Annotated in this window: 16 protein-coding genes; 5 read left to right on the top strand and 11 right to left on the bottom strand. The window is 65.3% G+C overall.

The features are described from left to right. Nucleotides 1-117 precede the first annotated feature (117 nt). Nucleotides 118-1,203 carry an enoyl-CoA hydratase/isomerase family protein gene (locus ACFFJK_RS17965; protein ID WP_379680943.1) on the top strand — a complete coding sequence of 362 codons (1,086 nt, stop codon included), beginning with the start codon at nucleotides 118-120 and terminating at the stop codon, nucleotides 1,201-1,203. Between the two features lie 141 nt (nucleotides 1,204-1,344). On the opposite strand, the gene rapZ is transcribed toward ACFFJK_RS17965, so the two are convergent. The 5 genes from rapZ to ilvA all read right to left on the bottom strand — a co-directional run bounded on the left by rapZ (nucleotide 1,345) and on the right by ilvA (nucleotide 6,576). After that, on the bottom strand, nucleotides 1,345-2,223 hold the full coding sequence (gene rapZ / locus ACFFJK_RS17960; RefSeq protein WP_379680942.1) for an RNase adapter RapZ: 879 nt from the start codon (nucleotides 2,221-2,223) through the stop codon (nucleotides 1,345-1,347). Nucleotides 2,224-2,289: 66 nt separating this feature from the next. Beyond that, on the bottom strand, nucleotides 2,290-3,225 hold the full coding sequence (gene hprK, locus ACFFJK_RS17955) for an HPr(Ser) kinase/phosphatase (RefSeq protein ID WP_224946857.1): 936 nt from the start codon (nucleotides 3,223-3,225) through the stop codon (nucleotides 2,290-2,292). A 52-nt stretch (nucleotides 3,226-3,277) separates the two neighbouring features. Further along, entirely contained in the window at nucleotides 3,278-3,760 is a 483-nt protein-coding gene (locus tag ACFFJK_RS17950) for a PTS sugar transporter subunit IIA (RefSeq protein WP_379680941.1), read from the bottom strand. Nucleotides 3,761-4,112: 352 nt separating this feature from the next. Further along, nucleotides 4,113-4,943, bottom strand: a complete 831-nt coding sequence (gene queF / locus ACFFJK_RS17945) for an NADPH-dependent 7-cyano-7-deazaguanine reductase QueF (protein ID WP_379680939.1) — start codon at nucleotides 4,941-4,943, stop codon at nucleotides 4,113-4,115. Between the two features lie 94 nt (nucleotides 4,944-5,037). Further along, nucleotides 5,038-6,576, bottom strand: a complete 1,539-nt coding sequence (gene ilvA, locus ACFFJK_RS17940; RefSeq protein ID WP_379680938.1) for a threonine ammonia-lyase, biosynthetic — start codon at nucleotides 6,574-6,576, stop codon at nucleotides 5,038-5,040. A 196-nt stretch (nucleotides 6,577-6,772) separates the two neighbouring features. On the opposite strand from ilvA, the gene ACFFJK_RS17935 reads away from it, so the two are divergent. From ACFFJK_RS17935 to ACFFJK_RS17920, 4 genes are all read left to right on the top strand, one after another. After that, the gene (locus ACFFJK_RS17935; RefSeq protein ID WP_379680937.1) at nucleotides 6,773-7,276 is read left to right on the top strand and encodes a YqaA family protein; all 504 of its coding nucleotides are present in this window, start codon (nucleotides 6,773-6,775) and stop codon (nucleotides 7,274-7,276) included. Nucleotides 7,277-7,635: 359 nt separating this feature from the next. Next, entirely contained in the window at nucleotides 7,636-11,655 is a 4,020-nt protein-coding gene (locus ACFFJK_RS17930; protein WP_379680936.1) for a DUF3683 domain-containing protein, read from the top strand. Then, complete coding sequence (locus tag ACFFJK_RS17925; RefSeq protein WP_379680935.1) at nucleotides 11,652-12,119, top strand: HIT family protein; 468 nt, start codon at nucleotides 11,652-11,654, stop codon at nucleotides 12,117-12,119. Before ACFFJK_RS17930 ends, ACFFJK_RS17925 begins: the two co-directional genes overlap by 4 nt. After that, on the top strand, nucleotides 12,098-12,514 hold the full coding sequence (locus ACFFJK_RS17920) for a gamma-butyrobetaine hydroxylase family protein (protein ID WP_379680933.1): 417 nt from the start codon (nucleotides 12,098-12,100) through the stop codon (nucleotides 12,512-12,514). Before ACFFJK_RS17925 ends, ACFFJK_RS17920 begins: the two co-directional genes overlap by 22 nt. Before the next feature lie 124 nt (nucleotides 12,515-12,638). On the opposite strand, the gene ACFFJK_RS17915 is transcribed toward ACFFJK_RS17920, so the two are convergent. The 6 genes from ACFFJK_RS17915 to ACFFJK_RS17890 all read right to left on the bottom strand — a co-directional run bounded on the left by ACFFJK_RS17915 (nucleotide 12,639) and on the right by ACFFJK_RS17890 (nucleotide 18,288). After that, a complete protein-coding gene (locus tag ACFFJK_RS17915; protein ID WP_379681056.1) occupies nucleotides 12,639-12,845 on the bottom strand; it encodes a cold-shock protein in 207 nt (68 codons plus the stop codon). 194 nt (nucleotides 12,846-13,039) lie between these two features. Further along, nucleotides 13,040-14,470: a PspA/IM30 family protein gene (locus tag ACFFJK_RS17910; protein WP_379680932.1), complete on the bottom strand. Its 1,431-nt coding sequence runs from the start codon at nucleotides 14,468-14,470 to the stop codon at nucleotides 13,040-13,042. A gap of 37 nt (nucleotides 14,471-14,507) precedes the next feature. Then, nucleotides 14,508-15,026, bottom strand: a complete 519-nt coding sequence (locus ACFFJK_RS17905) for a hypothetical protein (protein WP_379680931.1) — start codon at nucleotides 15,024-15,026, stop codon at nucleotides 14,508-14,510. A gap of 11 nt (nucleotides 15,027-15,037) precedes the next feature. Next, complete coding sequence (locus tag ACFFJK_RS17900; RefSeq protein WP_379680930.1) at nucleotides 15,038-15,721, bottom strand: C39 family peptidase; 684 nt, start codon at nucleotides 15,719-15,721, stop codon at nucleotides 15,038-15,040. Between the two features lie 13 nt (nucleotides 15,722-15,734). Then, nucleotides 15,735-16,127, bottom strand: a complete 393-nt coding sequence (locus ACFFJK_RS17895) for a hypothetical protein (protein WP_379680929.1) — start codon at nucleotides 16,125-16,127, stop codon at nucleotides 15,735-15,737. Nucleotides 16,128-16,188: 61 nt separating this feature from the next. Then, nucleotides 16,189-18,288, bottom strand: a complete 2,100-nt coding sequence (locus ACFFJK_RS17890; RefSeq protein ID WP_379680928.1) for a hypothetical protein — start codon at nucleotides 18,286-18,288, stop codon at nucleotides 16,189-16,191. Nucleotides 18,289-18,421 lie beyond the last annotated feature (133 nt).

Here is an 18,421-nt window from a genome sequence, read left to right as displayed (position 1 = left end):
ACACCGCGGTAATCACAGCAAGGGCGTCTGAGGGGACGCCCTTTTTGCTTTGTAAAGATATCGCACCGGCCCGAGTGTTCTGTAGAATGCATGTCTTTTCGATCACAGAGCACTGCCATGACCGATACCGTCCTGACGCGCGTCGCCAACCGTACCGGCGTCATCACGCTTGACCGCCCGAAAGCCCTGAACTCGCTGTCGCTGGACATGGTGCGCGCATTGACCGCCATCCTGCTGGACTGGCAGGACAGCGCCGCCGTCGATGCGGTGCTCATCACCAGCACCAGCGAGAAAGCCCTGTGCGCGGGCGGCGACATCCGTTTCTTCCACGAGATGGGCCGCGTCGGCCCGACCGGCGGCAGCGCGCTGCTGGAAGATTTCTTCACCGAAGAATACGCGCTGAACCACCTGATCCACTTCTATCCGAAGCCCTACATCGCCGTCATGGACGGCGTGGTGATGGGCGGCGGCATGGGCATCGCGCAGGGTGGCCCCGGTTGCGGCCTGCGTATCGTGACCGACCGTACCAGGATGGCGATGCCGGAAGTGAACATCGGCCTGTTCCCCGACGTGGGCGGCAGCCATTTCCTGTCGCATGCCCCGGGGCAGCTGGGCCAGTACCTGGGCCTGACCGGGCTGACGATCGGCGCGGCGGACGCGCTCTATGTCGGGCTGGCGGACGTGTTCATGCCGGGAGAACGGCTCGGCGAGCTGATGGCGCTGGTGGAATCGACCCTGGGCGCGCAATTGCCGGAGGCGATCCGCGCGTTTGCCGCGCAGTTTGCAAGCCAGGCAGGTGCAAGCGAGCTGCAGGCGCAGCGCGCAGTGATCGACGCGCACTTCGGCGCGGCCTCGGTGCCGGCCATCATGGAGTCGCTCTCGCGCGACGAAAACCCGTTCGCGCAGAAGGCCCTGAAGGCGATGCGCCAGCGCTCGCCCCTCATGATGTGCGTGACGCGCGAGCTTCTGCTGCGCGGCGCCTCGCTGGACGTGGCCGACTGCCTGCGCATGGAGCGCAACCTGGTGCGCCGCAATTTCGAGCATGGCGAAGTGCTCGAAGGCGTGCGCGCGCTGGTGATCGACAAGGACAATGCGCCGAAATGGAACCCGCCGACGCTGGAGCAGGTGACGCCGGCGATGGTGGCGCGCTTCTTCGAGCCGGTATGGCCGGACTACGCGCACCCGCTGCGGCACCTGGCCTGATGGTCTGTAGGGTGGGCGGGTCTCCCGCCCATGCGGTGATAGTTAACGGTGAATCAGCCGGGCCGGCAGCTCTGGTGTGAGTTGAACGCGTGGGCAGGAAAACCTGCCCACCCTACGTTCCGGATGGACCTAAAGACCGTATCAGACGGTAATGTGCTTCGGCTGCTCCCGATGCCGCACGATGACGCGCTCGGTACTGTTGAAGTAGGCTCCCAGCCGCTCCGCCATGTACACCGACCGGTGCTGTCCGCCGGTGCAGCCCACCGCCACCGTCAGGTAGCTGCGGTTGTCCGTCTTGAACGAGGGCAGCCACTTCTCGACGAACGCACGGATGTCTTCCAGCATTTCGGCCGCGCTCGGCTGCGCATCGAGGAAGGCGATCACCGGCGCATCCTTGCCCGTCAGCGGGCGCAAGGCCAGGTCGTAATAGGGGTTCGGGATCGCGCGCACGTCGAACACGAAGTCCGCATCCAGCGGCACGCCCACCTTGAAGGCGAAGGACTCGAAGAACAGGGTCAGCGGCGCATGTTCGACGTCGGCCAGTTCCTTGATCCAGGCACGCAGCTTGTTGGCGGACAGTTCGGACGTGTCGATCACGTGGCCGAGGTTCTCGATTGCCGACAGGCGCTCGCGCTCCTCGGCGATGCATTCGATGAGCGTGCGGCGCGATGCCGGGTTCTCGCCCGGGCGCAGTTCGTGCGACAGCGGGTGGCTGCGGCGGGTTTCGGAGAAGCGCGCGACCAGCGAATGCGTGCTCGAGGTCAGGAACATGACCTTGACGTTGTGGCCTTCTTCCTTCAGGTGGCGCACGCTCACGGGCAGTTCCACCAGCGACTCGGCGCTGCGCGCGTCGACCGCGACGGCGATCCGCTCGGTGCCTTTCTCGCTGACGGCGTAGACCAGGGCCGGCAGCAGCGCCGGCGGGAGGTTGTCGACGCAGTAATAACCTGCGTCTTCGAGGACATTGAGGGCAACCGATTTGCCCGAGCCGGAAATACCGGTGATGAGGACGATGTGCATGCGGCGATGATACCGCAAGCGCCCCGCGCTTGTCCCTGTTCTCCTATGAGGACATGGGGTGAAACCTTAGTCGCCGCTCATCGCCTGGCGTTGGCGCTCCATGAATTCCTGCAGCGTGTCGATGCCGCGCAGTTGCAGGATCGTGTTGCGCACCGCCGCCTCCAGCAGCACCGCGATGTTGCGGCCGGCCGCGACGGGGATCACGACCTTGCGGATCGGCAGCCCGAGCACGTCTTCGGTCGGGTGGTGGAAGGGCAGGCGCTCGACTTCCTCGTCGAGCGTACCGCGCTTGACCAGGTGCACGATGAGCTTCAGCCGCATCTTGCGGCGCACCGCGGTCTCGCCGAAGATCGCCTTGATGTCCAACAAGCCCAGGCCGCGCACTTCGAGCAGGTTCTGCAGCAGCGGCGGGCAGCGGCCCTCGATCATGTTCGGCGCGATGCGCGAGAATTCCACCGCGTCGTCGGCCACCAGGCCGTGCGAGCGCGAGATCAGTTCCAGGCCGAGTTCGCTCTTGCCGAGGCCGGATTCGCCCGTGATGAGCACCCCCACGCCCAGCACGTCCATGAACACGCCGTGCATGATGACGCGCTGCGCCAGCTTCTTGGACAGATACACGCGCAGGAAGTCGATCACCTGCGCCGCCGGCAGCGGAGTCGAGAACAGGGGGATGTTCTGCTCGTCGCAGATGGCCAGGATGTCGGGCGGGGTTTCCAGGCCCTGTGCGATGATCAGGGCCGGCGGGCCGCCGCCGATCAGCTCGCCGATCACATGGGTGCGCGAGCTCGATTTCAGGCGGTGGTAGTAATTCAGTTCCTGGTGCCCGAACACCTGGATGCGGCCCGGGTGGATCAGGTTCAGGTGGCCCACCTGGTCGGCAGCCGAGGCGGCGTCGCCTGCGATCTGGCGTTCGCCGCCGGGGAAGCCCGCGAACCAGCCGAGCTGCAGGCTGTCGCGGTTGTCGTCATACAAGCGCTGGATGGTCAGCGGAGTCTGCAGCATGGGCATGGCTTCGGTGCGCGGCGACATTGCCGCACAGACAGTCTAATACAAATCAGCCCAACGCCTGCAGACTAGGTTGCCAGTTGATGATGCGCTCATGGACCGACTTCGGGTCTGGATCGGTCGCCAGGGCCGTCCTCACCGCTTCGTCCGAGAACAGCTCGGCGATTTCCGACAGGATCTCGAGGTGCTGCTGGGTGACATGGTCCGGGATCAGGAGGAAGAACAGCAGGTTGACCGGCTGGCCGTCGGGTGACTCGAAGGGAATCGGTTCCTTCAGGCGCACGAAGGCCGCCAGCGGCGACTTGAGGCTCTTGGAGCCCTTGATCCGGCCATGCGGCACGGCTACGCCATGACCCAGCCCGGTGGAGCCGAGACGCTCGCGTGCGAACAGGTTGTCCGACACGGTCGAACGCGCGATACCGCAGTTGTTCTCGAAAATCAGGCCAGCCTGCTCGAAAGCACGCTTCTTGCTGGAGACTTCGAGGTCCAGTTGCACGTTCTCGAGGGAGAGGATTTTGCTTAGGTTCGTCATAACTTTTGTGCCATGCACAGGTAAGGGCGCTTGCGAGGCGGAATTATAGGCCTGTTTCGGGGCCGTGACATTCGATTTCGCATCTGTACGTACATACAGTGAAGTACGATACACCAACTCGGCAAAAACGTATTTTTTTGCTACGAAATCCTGGTTACAGCAAAACGCAATTTCCCAATTGAAATCCCACCTGCGACCTTGCAAATGCATGCCGGGTAGGTAAAAAACCGACTTTTGCACACATGCTGCCCATATTTTAAGCAGTATGTGCCAGTGTCATTTTGCCATTCATGCCTTGACACCGTTGTAGCCAAAAACGCACAGGCGGCGAGCACCTGTGCCTTGCGAAGCGTTACTGGCGCGCGGTACGCAGGTTGCCCGGCTTGCCGGTGCTGAAGTTGGCGCGCCATGGATTGATGTCGAGCCCGCCACGGCGGGTGTAGCGGGCATAGACCGCGAGCTTGCTCGGCTTGCACTGGCGCAGCACGTCCATGAAGATGCGCTCGACGCACTGCTCGTGGAACTCATTGTGCTCGCGAAAGCCGATCAGGTACTTGAGCAGGCCTTCCTGGTCGATCTGCGGGCCGACGTAGCGGATCTGGACGGTACCCCAGTCCGGCTGGCCGGTGACGAGGCAGTTCGACTTCAGCAGGTGCGACACCAGGGTTTCCTCGACCGGTGCTTCCTCGGTGTTCGCGCTCAGGAGCTGCGGCGAAGGCACGTACTGGTCGATCTCCACGTCGAGGCGGTCCAGCAGGGTACCGTCGAGCTCGCCCATCTTGAGGGTGTCGAAGGCGTCCGGCGTCGTGATGCTCACGTGGACCGGGGCGCCGAAGGCGGCGGACAGGTCCTGGCGCAGCAGTTCGGCCAGCGCGTCGGTGCCGGCCAGGCGGGTCTGGTTGAACGAGTTCAGGTACAGCTTGAAGGACTTCGATTCGACGATGTTGGGCGAATCGCTTGGGGCCGTGATGGTGGCGATGGCCACCTGCGGCTTGCCGCGCATGTTCAGCCACGACAGCTCGTAGGCGTTCCAGATATCGACGCCGAAGAAGGGCAGGGTGCCCGTGCCCAGGCCGATTTCCTCGCGCTTTTGCTGGCGCGGGATCGGGAACAGGAGTTCGGGGGCGTACTGGCTCTGGTAGGCCGAGGTTTTGCCAAGAGGCGATTGATCAGGAGTATTCATACGCAATGCGCTTGTGGCGCCTAGGGTGGACGGCATGGCCGCCCACGTTCAACAAAATGTGCGGACGAGGGATCACCTGTCCACACAATGGGGATCATGCCCCCAAAAACAACTTGTAGACCGGGTTGCTGCTCTCGTCCCAGTACCGGTAGCCGAGCGTGGCCAGGAACTGCCGAAACTCGTCCATCTCCGCTGCCGGCACCTGCAGGCCGACCAGGATGCGTCCGACGTCGCCGCCCTGGTTGCGGTAGTGGAACAGCGAGATGTTCCAGTTCGGCGCCATGCTGTCCAGGAAGCGCATGAGCGCACCCGGACGTTCGGGAAACTCGAAACGATACAGCAATTCGTCCTGCGCCAGCGCGCTCTTTCCGCCCACCAGGTGGCGGATGTGCAGCTTGGCCAGTTCGTCGTGGGTCAAATCCAGGGTGCGGAAGTCGTGCTCCTCGAAGGTGCGCGCCAGCAGGCCCGACTCGCTGCGGCTGCCCACCTGCACGCCCACGAAGATGTGCGCCTGGCGCGCGTCGCTGATGCGGTAGTTGAATTCGGTGACGTTGCGCGGGCCGACCAGCGCGCAGAAGCGCCGGAAGCTGCCGCGCTGCTCGGGAATCGTTACCGCGAACACGGCTTCGCGCGATTCGCCCAGTTCGGCGCGTTCCGCGACGAAGCGCAGGCGGTCGAAGTTCATGTTGGCGCCGCAGGCCACCGCGACCAGGGTCTCGGCCTTGACCGGATTGCGCGCCATCTGCGAGCGTTCCACGTAGGCCTTGGCGCCGGCCACCGCCAGCGCGCCGGCCGGCTCCAGGATGCTGCGCGTGTCCTGGAACACGTCCTGGATCGCGGCGCAGATCGCGTCGGTGTCGACGATGATGATCTCGTCCACCACCTGGCTGGCAACGCGGAAGGTTTCTTCGCCCACTTGGCGCACCGCGGTGCCGTCCGAGAACAGGCCGACGTCGGTCAGCGTCACGCGCTGGCCCGCCTTCAGGCTCCTGGCCATCGCATCGGAATCGATGGTCTGCACGCCGATCACCTTGATGTCCGGGCGCACCGCCTTCACGTAGGCGCCCACGCCGGAGATCAGGCCGCCGCCGCCGATGGCGACGAAGATCGCGTGGATCGGGCCGGAATGCTGGCGCAGGATCTCCATGCCGATCGTGCCCTGGCCGGCGATGACGTCCGGATCGTCGAAGGGATGCACGAAGGTCAGGCGCTGCTCTTTTTCCAGCAGCAGCGCGTGATGGTAGGCGTCGGTGTAGGAGTCGCCGTGCAGGACGACTTCCACGCTGGCGCCGCCGCGCGATTTCACCGCGTCGATCTTCACCTGCGGGGTGGTGGTGGGCATCACGATCAGCGCGCGGCAGCCCAGGCGGCTTGCTGCCAGGGCGACGCCCTGCGCGTGGTTGCCGGCCGAGGCGCAGATCACGCCGCGCCTGAGCTGTTCGAGCGTCAGGTTGGCCATCTTGTTGTAGGCCCCGCGCAGCTTGAAGCTGAAGACGCTCTGCATGTCCTCGCGCTTGAAGTAGATGCGGTTGCCCATGCGCTGCGACAGCGTCGGCGCATATTCGAGCGGGGTTTCTTCGGCGACGTCGTAGACGCGGGCAGTCAGGATTCTCTTGAGGTAGTCGGTAGTCATGGTCGGCAATCGGTAATGAAGCCAGCAGGGGGTAGGCTGGCGGTCCGGGACGACGCACACTGTTCTGCTCGGAGGATGACCGGGGCGGGCAGGTCGATACGCGGCGCTGGGTATCAGGCTCGGCGTATTGTGTCGTTACGATAAGTGATCCTCATTATAATGGACGCCTCTTACCCTCGCTCGGGCTTCCCACTTAATGATCGAAAACGCTGTCCTCTGGCTCCTGGACCTCCTCGCCGCACCGACCGTCGGGCTGACCTCCATCTTCATCATCAGCTTCGTTTCGGCGACCCTGCTGCCGCTCGGTTCCGAGCCGGCGGTGTTCGCCGTGGTGAAGGCCAACCCGGCGATGTTCTGGCCGGCCGTGCTGGTGGGCACCGTGGGCAACACGCTGGGCGGGGCATTCGACTACTTCATCGGCTACCGCGCCAAGGTGGCCTTCGCCAAGGAGCGCCAGAGCCGCTGGTTCGGCTGGCTCAAGCGGTATGGCGCCAAGACCATGCTGCTGTCCTGGATGCCGGGCGTGGGCGACCCGCTGTGCACCCTGGCCGGCTGGCTGCACCTGCCGTTCTGGCCGAGCGTGATGTACATGGCGATCGGGAAGTTCCTGCGCTACGTGACCATGACGGCGGCGCTGCTGTATATCCCGGACGGGTTCTGGAAATCCATCGGAGACTTGCTGGGGCAGTGGATCGGCTAAACGGTACCGACTCCGGGACGCCTGTATCAGGCCTGCGTGGTATCAGAAACTTACTATAAAAAACTTCTAACAATGCATCGAAGGTAAGGCCGGAAGCCAGCGGCGCGCCAGGCGCTTCTGGTAGTTACCGGAAGCCGTCGACCACCGGCATCGCCTTATGCAATATGTCGTTTGTCATCTGCATGCAAACGAAGCCTGCATCCCGACCGTTTTCCGCAAACGAAATTTGCATATACTGTTCAGTATTGGCATTTTCTTGCGTCTGGAAATATCGCTTTCTCATTCATCCCCTGCGTGGTGCACCGCAATAAGCTAGAATGAATATCCTTCGGGCCAGTCCGACTGTCGATACGATTTCAATGAACGCCCCCGCACACATCCATACCCTGCTCGCCGACAACGCTCCCGCGCGCCTGCGCGAGATCCCGTATAACTACACCTCGTTCTCCGATCGCGAAATCGTGATCCGCCTGCTGGGTGAGTCGTCGTGGCGCCTGCTCGACGAGCTGCGCGGCGCGCGCCAGACCGGGCGCTCTGCGCGCATGCTGTACGAGGTGCTGGGCGACATCTGGGTGGTGCGCCGCAATCCCTACCTGCAGGACGACCTGCTCGACAACCCGAAGCGGCGCCAGAAGCTGATCGATGCGCTGCACCACCGCCTGGGCGAAGTCGACAAGCGTCGCCTGAGTGTCGACGTGAACGACGGCGATGCCGAGGCATCCGCCGCGCGCAGCGTCGCCGTCGAACAGCTGCTCGCCGCGGCGCGCAAGGCGGTCGACGATTTCGCGCGCGAGTTCCGCGACACGTATGACCTGCGCAAGCGCGCAAAGCAGGTGCTCGGCGCCTACACGGATAAACGCAACATCCGTTTCGACGGCATGCACCGCGTCTCGCACGTCACCGACGCCACCGACTGGCGCGTCGAATACCCGTTCCTGGTCCTGCTGCCCGACAGCGAGGAAGAGATGGCGGGCCTGGTAAAAGGCTGCATCGAGCTGGGCCTGACCATCATCCCGCGCGGCGGCGGCACCGGCTACACCGGCGGCGCGATTCCGCTCACGCCGATGTCGGCCGTGATCAACACCGAAAAGCTGATCGGCCTGGGCGAGGTCGAAATGACCCGCCTGCCGGGCGTGGACCGCGAGTACGCGACCATCCATACCTATGCCGGCGTGGTCACCCAGCGCGTGTCGCAGGCGGCCGAGAAGGCCGGCTTCGTGTTCGCGGTCGACCCGACTTCTGCGCACGCTTCCTGCATCGGCGGGAACATCGCCATGAACGCGGGCGGCAAGAAGGCCGTCCTGTGGGGCACGGCGCTCGACAACCTGGCCTCCTGGCGCATGGTCGACCCGAACGGCGACTGGCTGGAAGTCACGCGCATGGATCACAACCTCTCGAAAATCCACGACGCGCCGGTCGCCACTTTCAAACTCGAATGGACCCATCCGACGCCGCGCAGTGCAGGTAAACCCGGCGCCAAGGGCGAGCCGTTCCGGGTCGAGACGCTCACCATCGAAGGTAAGCGCTTCCGCAAGGAAGGCCTGGGCAAGGACGTCACCGACAAATTCCTGGCCGGCCTGCCGGGCATCCAGAAGGAAGGCACCGACGGTTTGATCACGTCGGCGCGCTGGATCCTGCACAAGATGCCGAAGTTCACCCGCACCGTGGCGCTGGAATTCTTCGGCCAGGCGCGCGACGCGATCCCGTCGATCGTCGAGATCAAGGACTATCTCGACAGCCTGCCGAAGAACGGCGATCCGGCCTTTGCTACCCTTCGCCTGGCCGGCCTGGAGCACCTGGACGAGCGCTACCTGCGCGCGGTCGGCTACGCCACCAAATCGAAGCGCGGCGTGCTCCCTAAAATGGCGCTGTTCGGCGACATCGTCGGCGACGACGAGAACGCGGTGGCCATCGCCGCTTCGGAAGTGGTGCGCCTGGCGAACACCCGGGTCGGCGAAGGTTTTGTCGCCGTCAGTGCCGAAGCGAGAAAGAAGTTCTGGCTCGACCGCGCCCGCACCGCGGCCATTGCGCGCCACACCAACGCCTTCAAGATCAACGAAGACGTGGTGATCCCCCTGAACCGGATGGGCGAATACACCGACGGCATCGAGCGCATCAACGTCGAGCTGTCGATCAAGAACAAGCTGCAGCTGGCCGAACAACTGCACGGCTACCTCGCCAACGAGCACCTGCCGATCGAGAAGAGCGACGACGCCACCGGCGACACGGTCGACCGCGCCGAGATCCTGGGCGACCGCCCGCAGCAGGCGGTGGCGCTGGTGGAGCAGGTACAGGCGCGCTGGGGCTTCATCCTGGCCAACCTCGACGCACGCCTGGCCGATGTGCGCGGCAAGCTCGACGAACTCGGCCTGGACCAGTTGTCGCAAACGCTCGACCTGCGCATCGGCCGCCAGCCGGATGCGACGCTGTTCGACGTGGTGCAGGACCATACCATCCGCGTGTCGTGGAAAGGGGAGCTGCGCGCGCCGCTGCGCCAGATCTTCAACGGTGCGGCGTACAAATGCATCCTCGACGAGTGCACCGCGATCCACAAGCGCGTGCTGCGCTCGCGCGTGTTCGTGGCCCTGCACATGCACGCCGGCGACGGCAACGTCCATACGAACCTGCCGGTGAACTCGGACGACTACGCGATGCTGCAGGATGCGCATGCGGCGGTCGAGCGCATCATGAAGCTGGCCCGTTCGCTGGACGGCGTGATCTCGGGCGAACACGGCATCGGCATCACCAAGCTCGAGTTCCTCACCGACGAAGAGATCCGCGAATTCCGCGATTACAAGGAACGCGTCGATCCGGAAGGCCGCTTCAACAAGGGCAAGCTGCTCAACACGACGGCGGTATCGGCCGACCTGCGCAATGCCTATACGCCTTCGTTCGGCCTGATGGGCCACGAATCGCTCATCATGCAGCAGAGCGACATCGGCGAGATCGCCAACAGCATCAAGGACTGCCTGCGTTGCGGCAAGTGCAAGCCGGTCTGCACGACGCACGTGCCGCAGTCGAACCTGCTGTACTCGCCACGCGACAAGATCCTGTCGACGTCCGCCCTGATCGAAGCTTTCCTCTACGAAGAACAGACCCGCCGCGGCGTGTCGATCCGCCACTGGGAAGAGTTCGAGGACGTGTCCGACCACTGCACCGTGTGCCACAAGTGCGTTACGCCATGCCCGGTCAATATCGACTTCGGCGACGTCTCGATGAACATGCGTAACCTGCTGCGCAAGATGGACAAGCGCAGCTTCAAGCCGGCCAACCGCGCCGCCATGTTCTTCCTGAACGCGACCGACCCGACCACCATCAACCTGACCCGCAAGGCGATGGTGGACCTGGGCTACAAGGCCCAGCGCATGGGCAACCAGCTGCTGCGCGGCCTGGCCAAGCCGCAGGTGGAGGCGCCGCCCCCGACCACCGGCAAGGCGCCGGTGCGCGAACAGGTGATCCACTTCATCAACAAGAAGATGCCGGGCAACCTGCCGAAGAAGACGGCGCGCGCGTTGCTCGACATCGAGGACGACAAGGTCATCCCGATCATCCGCAACCCGAAGAAGACCAACGCGGACACCGAAGCGGTTTTCTACTTCCCGGGCTGTGGTTCGGAGCGCCTGTTCTCGCAGGTGGGCCTGGCGACCCAGGCGATGCTGTGGGAAGTGGGCGTGCAGACCGTGCTGCCGCCGGGCTATTTGTGCTGCGGCTACCCCCAACGGGGCGCCGGACAGTATGACAAAGCCGACAAGATGGTGACGGACAACCGCGTGCTGTTCCACCGCATGGCCAACACGCTGAACTACCTCGATATCAAGACGGTCGTGGTGTCGTGCGGCACCTGCTACGACTCGCTGGCGAACTACGAGTTCGACAAGATTTTCCCGGGCTGCCGCCTCATCGACATCCACGAATACCTGATGGAAAAGGGCGTCAAGCTCGAAGGCGTCAGCGGCACCCGCTACATGTACCACGACCCCTGCCACACGCCGATGAAGATGCAGGATTCGCTCAAGACCGTCAATGCGCTGGTCTCGACCGTCGACAACGTCAAGATCGAAAAGAACGACCGCTGCTGCGGCGAGTCGGGGACCTTCGCCATCAGCCGCCCGGACATCGCGACCCAGGTCCGTTCGCGCAAGCAGGGCGAGATGGAGAAGGGGGCGGATAAACTGCGCGACGACGGCTTCAAGGGCGACGTGAAGATCCTGACCAGCTGCCCATCCTGCCTGCAGGGCCTGTCGCGCTACAACCATGACGCCGGCACCACCGCCGACTACATCGTGGTGGAGATGGCCAAGCACCTGCTGGGCGAGAACTGGATGCCGGACTACGTGGCGCGTGCCAACAACGGCGGGATCGAAAGGGTGCTGGTATGACGAACGTAGCGGGCTGCGAGCTGTGCGACCTGTCCGTGCCGGCCGTCTGGGCCGGACCGAAGTTCAGCGTCATCATCGTCGAGGACGCGAACTACCCGGGCTTCTGCCGCGTGATCTGGCGCGACCATGTGCGCGAGATGAGCGACCTGTCGCGTGAGGACCGCCTGCTGGTCAACGAGGCCGTGCACCAGCTCGAGCTGGCCGTGCGCGAGGTCATGCAGCCGTTAAAGGTCAACGTGGCGAGCCTGGGCAACGTGGTGCCGCACCTGCACTGGCACGTGATTCCGCGCTACGCGGACGATGCGCACTTCCCGGCGCCGGTATGGGCGCAAGCCAGCCGCCAGGCCGACGAGGCCACGCTCGCCGCGCGCCGCGCGCTGCTGCCGCAACTCGCGGACGCGATCGTCCGCCGTTTCAACCAGTTCCAACAAGAGGAGCAAGCATGCCCAACCCAACCGACCTGACCGTGCGCCAGAAATCGCGCGTGCTGGAAATCGCCTTCGACGACGGCAGCGCCTTCTCGATCCCGTTCGAGCTGATGCGCGTGTATTCGCCCTCGGCCGAAGTGAAGGGCCACGGCCCGGGGCAGGAAGTGCTGCAGGTCGGCAAGCGCGAAGTCGGCATCACCGGCATCGAGCCGGTCGGGAACTATGCGGTCAAGCCGCTGTTCGACGACGGCCATGCGAGCGGCATTTTTACCTGGGATTACCTGTACAAGCTGGGCAGCGAGCAGGGGGCGCTGTGGCAGCAGTACCTGGACCGCCTGCAGGCGGCGGGATTCGCCGGCGACAGCGGGCGCGAGCCGGGTACCGAGCTGCCGGGCGCGGCGCCGAAGTCGGGCTGCGGGCACCACCATTAATCCGTAGGTGGACGGGGGAAATTCGTCCAGTGGACTAATTTCCCGCCCACTCTACAAAAACAAAGAGCACGTCCGCGGACGTGCTCTTTTGCTTTGCGTTGCCCGCGCGTGCGGGCCGCGGGTCTTACTGTTGCGCCTGGATGTTCGAAGCCTGCTTGCCCTTCGGGCCGGCAGTGATTTCGAAGGTCACGCGCTGGTTTTCCTGCAGCGACTTGAAGCCGTTTGCATTGATGGCCGAGAAGTGTGCAAAGACGTCTTCGCCACCGCCGTCCGGGGTGATGAAGCCGAAACCTTTTGCATCGTTAAACCACTTTACAGTGCCAGTCGCCATGTTGATTCCCTCATTAAGTTTATCTGTGTTATTTGCCCTGTAAGCGATACCAGGGACATTCTGACCGATGGCGCGCTCAACATTGCAAATCTGATTATAGAGACAATTTTTAAAACGGAAGCACGATTTTTCAATCGTGCGCACCGTCTTTTTTCACCGTCAACACCGTCTCCCGGGCGCTTGCGGCGATTCCGTCAAAAGGTGAACGGCATCCTGACCGTCAGCGAGACGTCCGGGGTGTCGCGCGTCACACCGGCGCCGACGGCGACGCTCAGCGAACGCTTTTCATTGAAGCGGTACGAGTAGCCCAGCAGCAGGGTGCCGAGCTGGGTGCGCACCGCGCCCGGGACCGGCCTGCCGTTCTGGCGCAGGCGCGCCACCGTATTGTGGTCGTAGCCCAGGCTCAGCGAAGCCTTGTCGTTCAGCGCCAGGCCCATGCCGAAGTTGAAGCCGATGATGCTGCCCGGCTCCAGCTCGCCCAGCGGCTCGCGGATGCCGTTGCGTACCAGGCGCTCCACGTTGCTGCGCTTGAAGTTGTGCAGGTAGCTGATGTTGCCGAAGAAGACCGCCGGGTCCGAGGGGAACAGCCAGGTCAGGCTGCCCTGCAGCGAATGGAAACCCGAGCCGGTGGGCAGCGACAGCGGCAGGCCGGTACCAGTGACGTTCTCGCCGACGCAGCGGGTCTGGCAGTCGGTCACGACCTCGAACGGGTCGCGGCCGGTGCGCGATTTGTAGCGCAGGCCGCCGATGTAATAGGGCTTGTCCGGGCCGCCATCGTTGAGCTGGTAGCGGCCGGCGATCTCGACGTCGCCGATGCCCTTGCCGCTGGTGTCGAACACGCGCTCGGCGGCGGTGCCGGTGAAGATCTCGCGGCTGACGGTGGCGTCCGAGCGGTATACGTAGGGCAGCTTGACCTCGACTTCCATCCGGTTGTTCAGGCCGGTGCGGGCGGTGAGGGCGCCGGTGAAGGTATTGCGCTTGATCTCGCGCACGTCCACCAGGCCGATCAGGAGCGCCGGGATCACGGTGTAGCCGACCAGGGCAACGCGGTTGCTCGACGAGTAGCCGAACTGCAGCGAGGGCTCGAAGATGACTTTGCCGCGCGGCGTGAGCACGCCGGGGGCCTCGAACAGCGGCGCCACTTCGGGCGGACGCTGGTCGCGCTCGTTGCGGGTCGCGGTGTTCTGTGCCGTGTTCTGCTGGGGTTGGGCCGGCGCCTGGGTGGCGGCAGTGCGCGGCGCGGGCTGGGCCGGGACCGGTGTCGGGGGCGGACGGTTGTTGGCGGGGGCCGGAACATTGGTCGGCACGGTGCCGTTCTGGCCGCCGGTGCCGCGTTGCTCGCTCAGCAGCAGCTCGTCCGCGCGCGGCGGCAGTGCCAGGTCGGCCAGCGCCGGGCCAGTGCCGTCGCGCTTTTCCTCGATGCGCTCGATCTTGGATTGCTGGGCCTGCAGTTCCCGCATCAGCTTGTCCACCAGCGCGCGTTGCGCTGCCAGTTCGGCCTTCAGGGTAGCCAGCTCGCTGCTCCGCTCCTGGTCGGCAGCCGGTGGCTGCTGCGCATGCACGACCGGGGCCAGCAGCATGGCCGCCAGTCCGGCGGCCCCGAGGCGCGCGACATGTTTGCCCATCCATTTCTCCATCTACAAAATTAATAATATTGCAATGTTACAGGCTTCCTGCCGAGCGCACGATTGCATCGCGGATAGTCGAGTGAAAATTAAGGTCCTTGATCAGCGCCATGCTGTTGACGGTCGAGGTGATCGTCGTCTGGGCATGGATGGTCTGGTCGTTCAGCGCGTTCTGGATGAAGGTCCCGCCACTGCCGAGCCCGAGGTCGGGCGCGGCGAAATTGTTCCCGCCCAGCTGGATCAGCTGGGCGTTGCCGAACATTTCCCGTGCCTGCAGCAGCTGGTCGGCGTTCATGGTCGCCATGTCGGCGAGCGCGACATTGGTGCGCGACAACACTTCGCCGTTGACCGAAATGACGCGCTCGATCCCGAGCGACAGGCTGAGCCCGCCCGGCGTCTCGAAACCGCCGCGCATGCCGTCCAGGGTGGCGGCATCGACCGGCGCCCACTCGTCGGCGCCAATGTCCCTTGCCGCCTGCTGGGCGAGGGCAGCGCCGCAGGCTGCCGCCAGCAGCATTGCCAGCAAAGCCCGGCATGCATGTTTGAGCCGCTGCATGGTGAATCCTTTCAAAAGTCGCCAGGGCCGAATTTCGGCAGGCTCTGGCTGTACTGTGCCTGGTTGATGCCGGTGCCCAGCGGGGCGCGCGGCGCGGCGCGCCAGTCGTCGGTACCGTTGAAGGCCACGGTCTTGCCCGGGTATTTGTGCACCACGAACAGCAGCTTGTTGACCCACAGCTCCATGAAGCGCTCGCGCGTGACCGAGCGGGTGCCGAAGGACGGGTCGCCGAGCAGGATGCGTCCGTCCTCGGCGCCCTTGATCACGACGAAATGGTTGTAGCCGCGGTCCGAGATCAGGACGATCGCCGGCAGCTTCGCCTCCAGCAGCTTGTCGAGCGGCTGCTGGAAGCCGTCGCCGACGAAGCCTTCCGAGGCCAGGTAGCGCTTCATGTCGAGCATCGAGAAGCCCTGTTGATGGATCTTGGCCTTGTCGCCGTTGGCGTACATGTAGTCGAACACGGCCTTCTCGGTGACCGGTGTGCCGTAGTGGTAGGTCAGCAGGGTGGCGACGGCCGCCGAACCGCAACTGAAGTCGAACTGCTGGCGGGTGGTGTTGCGGAACTTGATGTCCTTGAGACTGGAGACCGGCACGGTGACGCGCTGCCCGACGGCCAGCTCGATCGCCGCCGCCGGGCACCCGGATGCCAGCAACAGGCCGCCCAGGACGGCGCTGAGGGCAACATGCTTGTTCATAGAGGCTTCATGTCTATTGCAGACGCAGGTTGATGACGGTCGCGTTCTGGATCAGTACGTTCGATCCGCTGTTCTGGATCACCATCGGCAAGCCCTGAGCATTCGCGAACGAGCCGCTGTCGATGACGTTGTTGCCGCTCACCGTGTTGACGGCGGTGTTGTTGCCTACCGTACCACCCAAGGTAGCCTCGTTGCGGATCGCATCGTCCTTGCCGGTGGTGCCGGCCAGGCGCTCGGGCGCCGCAGCCTCGCCCCAGGCGTCGCCGCGCGCTCCATTGCCCACCTGCGGCGCCACATGCACCTCGGACAGGAAACTGACCTTGACCGGCAGTTTTGCCGGTTCGGCCTGGACCGCCAGCGGGAGCGCGACCAGCGCCGCCAGCAAGAATCGGTTCACAGGTTTCATCGTTTCTCCCCTCATGGAAAAACCGCTGCGCGGCGGATGCCGCGCAGCGGTCGTTGCCGCCTTACTGGCCGGTGCTGCCGGTGCCCACAGCCATGTTCGACTGCACGTTGACGCTCTGCTGGATCAGCGAGGAGAAGCCGTTGTTCTGGCTGATCACCGAGATGCCGGCTGCCGACTGGGCGATGTTCGACATCGAGTTCGACATGTCGAAGGCGCCGGTGGTCACGTTCTGGGTGCCGCCGTTGCCGCCGGTGCCGTTGCCGCCGTTGCCGCCGGTTGCCATGCCCGCGGTGTTGGTGCCGCCCATGCCGCCGTTGCCTGCGGTGGTCGAGCCGCCAGCACCGCCTTCGCCGCCATTGCCGCCGGTCGCTGCGCCCGAGGTGCCGCCAGCGGTGCTTGCGTCACCGTTGGTGCCGTTGCCGCCGGCTGCGCCGTTGCCGGCGGTGTTCGAAGCCGAGCCGCTGGCTGCGCCGTTGCCGCCCATGCCGCCGGCAGCGCCGTCGCCGCCTGCGCCACCTGCGCCGCCCATGCCGCCTTCACCGCCGGCTGCGCCCGAACCAGCGGTCGAGGTGCCCGATGCGCCTGCGCCGCCGGTCGAGGTGCCTGCTGCGCCGTTGCCGCCGGTCGAGGTGCCGGCAGCGCCAGCACCGCCCATGCCGCCTTCGCCGGCGGTGCCCGAAGCACCGGCGCCGCCCGTGCCCGAGGCGCCTGCGCCACCGGTGCCGCTCAGGGCTGCGCCCGCGCCGCCGGTGCCGCCGGTTGCCTGGCCGCCTGCTGCGCCTGCGCCGCCCGCGCCCGAGGTCGCGTCGCCACCGGTGTTGGCGGTGCCGTCCGCGTTGCTCGCGCCGGCCGTGATCGCGCCGCTGGTGGTGCCAGCCGCGCCGCCGGCGCCACCTGCGCCGCCGGTTTCACCCGAGCCCGGCATGCCGCCGGCGCCCGAGGTCGCGGTGTTGTCGCCGTTCATGGCTGCACCACCGGTCGCGCCGGCCGAAGCGTGCTGGGTCGAGCCGGCCGCCGAGCCGCCTGCGCCGCCCATGCCGCCGTTGCCGGCAGTGGCTGCGCCGTTGTTGCCGCCGTTGCCGCCGTCCAGGGCGCCGGTGCTGCCGCCCATGCCGCCGGTCGCGCCGCCGCCCATGCCGCCGGCAGCATCGCCACCTGCTGCGCCTGCGCCGCCGAAGCCGCCGGTGGCGCCCGATGCGCCGCCCAGGCCGCCGGTGGCGCCCGAGCCGCCGCCCATGCCGCCGGTAGCGGTCGAGCCGCCGCCGAAGCCGCCCGCGCCGCCGGCAGCGCCGTTGCCGCCGAAGTTGCCGCCTGCGCCGGCGCCGCCGGCGCCGCCTGCGGCACCCGAACCGCCCATGCCGCTGGTGGCGTTGCCGGTGTTGCCGCCTGCTGCGCCGTTGCCGCCGGCGGCGTTGCCGACCGTGGCCGCGCCGCTCGATGCCGCGCCGCTCATGCCGGAAGCACCTGCACCGCCGGCCGCGCCGGCTGCGCCCGTGGCGTCGCCGCCTGCTGCGCCGTTGGCGCCGCCGGCCGCGCCGCCGGCCGCCGCGCCGCCCATGGCGCCGGTGCCGGTGGCGCCGTTGGCGCTGCCGCTGTTCATGGCCGAGTTGCCGATGTTGTTGATGTTGTTGCCGTTGACGTTGCCGGTCAGGGTGCTGGTGGCGTTGGCGGTCGAGGTGTTGAAGGAATTCGACACGTTCGAGGTCGCGGTGCCCATGTTGTTGGCGCTGGCTGCGCCTGCAGCGCTGGCGGAAGCGTTGCCCGAGCTGCGGTTCTGGCCGGAGGAGTCACGCGAGCTGTTGTCCGAGTTGTCGCTGCTGTCGGTGTTGGTGGAGGTATTCGTGGTGGTGTTCGTGTTGGTGCGGCTGCTGTTGTCCGAACGGTCGCTGCTGTCCGTGTTCGTGTTGGTGTTGGTGTTCGTGTTGGTACGGCTGCTGTTGTCCGAGCGATCGCTGCTGTCGGTGTTCGTCGTGGTATTGGTGTTGGTGTTGGTGCGGGTGCTGTTGTCCGAACGGTCGCTGCTGTCGGTGCTGTTGTTGGAACGGTCGATGGTCGTCGTCTGGGTGTTGTCGCCGCGAACGCGGTCCACGGTGTTCGAATTCTGTGCGTGGGCCATACCGAATGACAGGGCGATTGCGGTCGCCAGGATAGTGCGCTTCATCTGTTACTCCCCTTTGGTATCACTGTTGAGATGCCCGGTGTCGCCATGACGCCGGTCCACCCTCGTAGTAGCAGTTAGCGTGCCAGCCAGCTTTTTCGCTGCAAGCCTTTGATTAATTTGAGGATTTTTATTT

Source organism: Massilia consociata (assembly GCF_042432755.1).
Taxonomy (GTDB): domain Bacteria; phylum Pseudomonadota; class Gammaproteobacteria; order Burkholderiales; family Burkholderiaceae_D; genus Telluria; species Telluria consociata.
This window is presented reverse-complemented; position numbering and strand designations above follow the sequence as displayed.

Bases quoted from the DNA above. Each gene is read 5' to 3' on its own strand.
- ACFFJK_RS17925 (WP_379680935.1), top strand. From the start codon at position 11,652: ATGACGAACGTAGCGGGCTGCGAGCTGTGCGACCTGTCCGTGCCGGCC.
- ACFFJK_RS17905 (WP_379680931.1), bottom strand. From the start codon at position 15,026: ATGCAGCGGCTCAAACATGCATGCCGGGCTTTGCTGGCAATGCTGCTG.
- ACFFJK_RS17915 (WP_379681056.1), bottom strand. From the start codon at position 12,845: ATGGCGACTGGCACTGTAAAGTGGTTTAACGATGCAAAAGGTTTCGGC.
- ACFFJK_RS17890 (WP_379680928.1), bottom strand. From the start codon at position 18,288: ATGAAGCGCACTATCCTGGCGACCGCAATCGCCCTGTCATTCGGTATG.
- ACFFJK_RS17900 (WP_379680930.1), bottom strand. From the start codon at position 15,721: ATGAACAAGCATGTTGCCCTCAGCGCCGTCCTGGGCGGCCTGTTGCTG.
- hprK (WP_224946857.1), bottom strand. From the start codon at position 3,225: ATGCTGCAGACTCCGCTGACCATCCAGCGCTTGTATGACGACAACCGC.
- ACFFJK_RS17950 (WP_379680941.1), bottom strand. From the start codon at position 3,760: ATGACGAACCTAAGCAAAATCCTCTCCCTCGAGAACGTGCAACTGGAC.
- ACFFJK_RS17930 (WP_379680936.1), top strand. From the start codon at position 7,636: ATGAACGCCCCCGCACACATCCATACCCTGCTCGCCGACAACGCTCCC.
- ACFFJK_RS17965 (WP_379680943.1), top strand. From the start codon at position 118: ATGACCGATACCGTCCTGACGCGCGTCGCCAACCGTACCGGCGTCATC.
- ACFFJK_RS17895 (WP_379680929.1), bottom strand. From the start codon at position 16,127: ATGAAACCTGTGAACCGATTCTTGCTGGCGGCGCTGGTCGCGCTCCCG.
- queF (WP_379680939.1), bottom strand. From the start codon at position 4,943: ATGAATACTCCTGATCAATCGCCTCTTGGCAAAACCTCGGCCTACCAG.
- rapZ (WP_379680942.1), bottom strand. From the start codon at position 2,223: ATGCACATCGTCCTCATCACCGGTATTTCCGGCTCGGGCAAATCGGTT.
- ilvA (WP_379680938.1), bottom strand. From the start codon at position 6,576: ATGACTACCGACTACCTCAAGAGAATCCTGACTGCCCGCGTCTACGAC.
- ACFFJK_RS17920 (WP_379680933.1), top strand. From the start codon at position 12,098: ATGCCCAACCCAACCGACCTGACCGTGCGCCAGAAATCGCGCGTGCTG.
- ACFFJK_RS17935 (WP_379680937.1), top strand. From the start codon at position 6,773: ATGATCGAAAACGCTGTCCTCTGGCTCCTGGACCTCCTCGCCGCACCG.
- ACFFJK_RS17910 (WP_379680932.1), bottom strand. From the start codon at position 14,470: ATGGGCAAACATGTCGCGCGCCTCGGGGCCGCCGGACTGGCGGCCATG.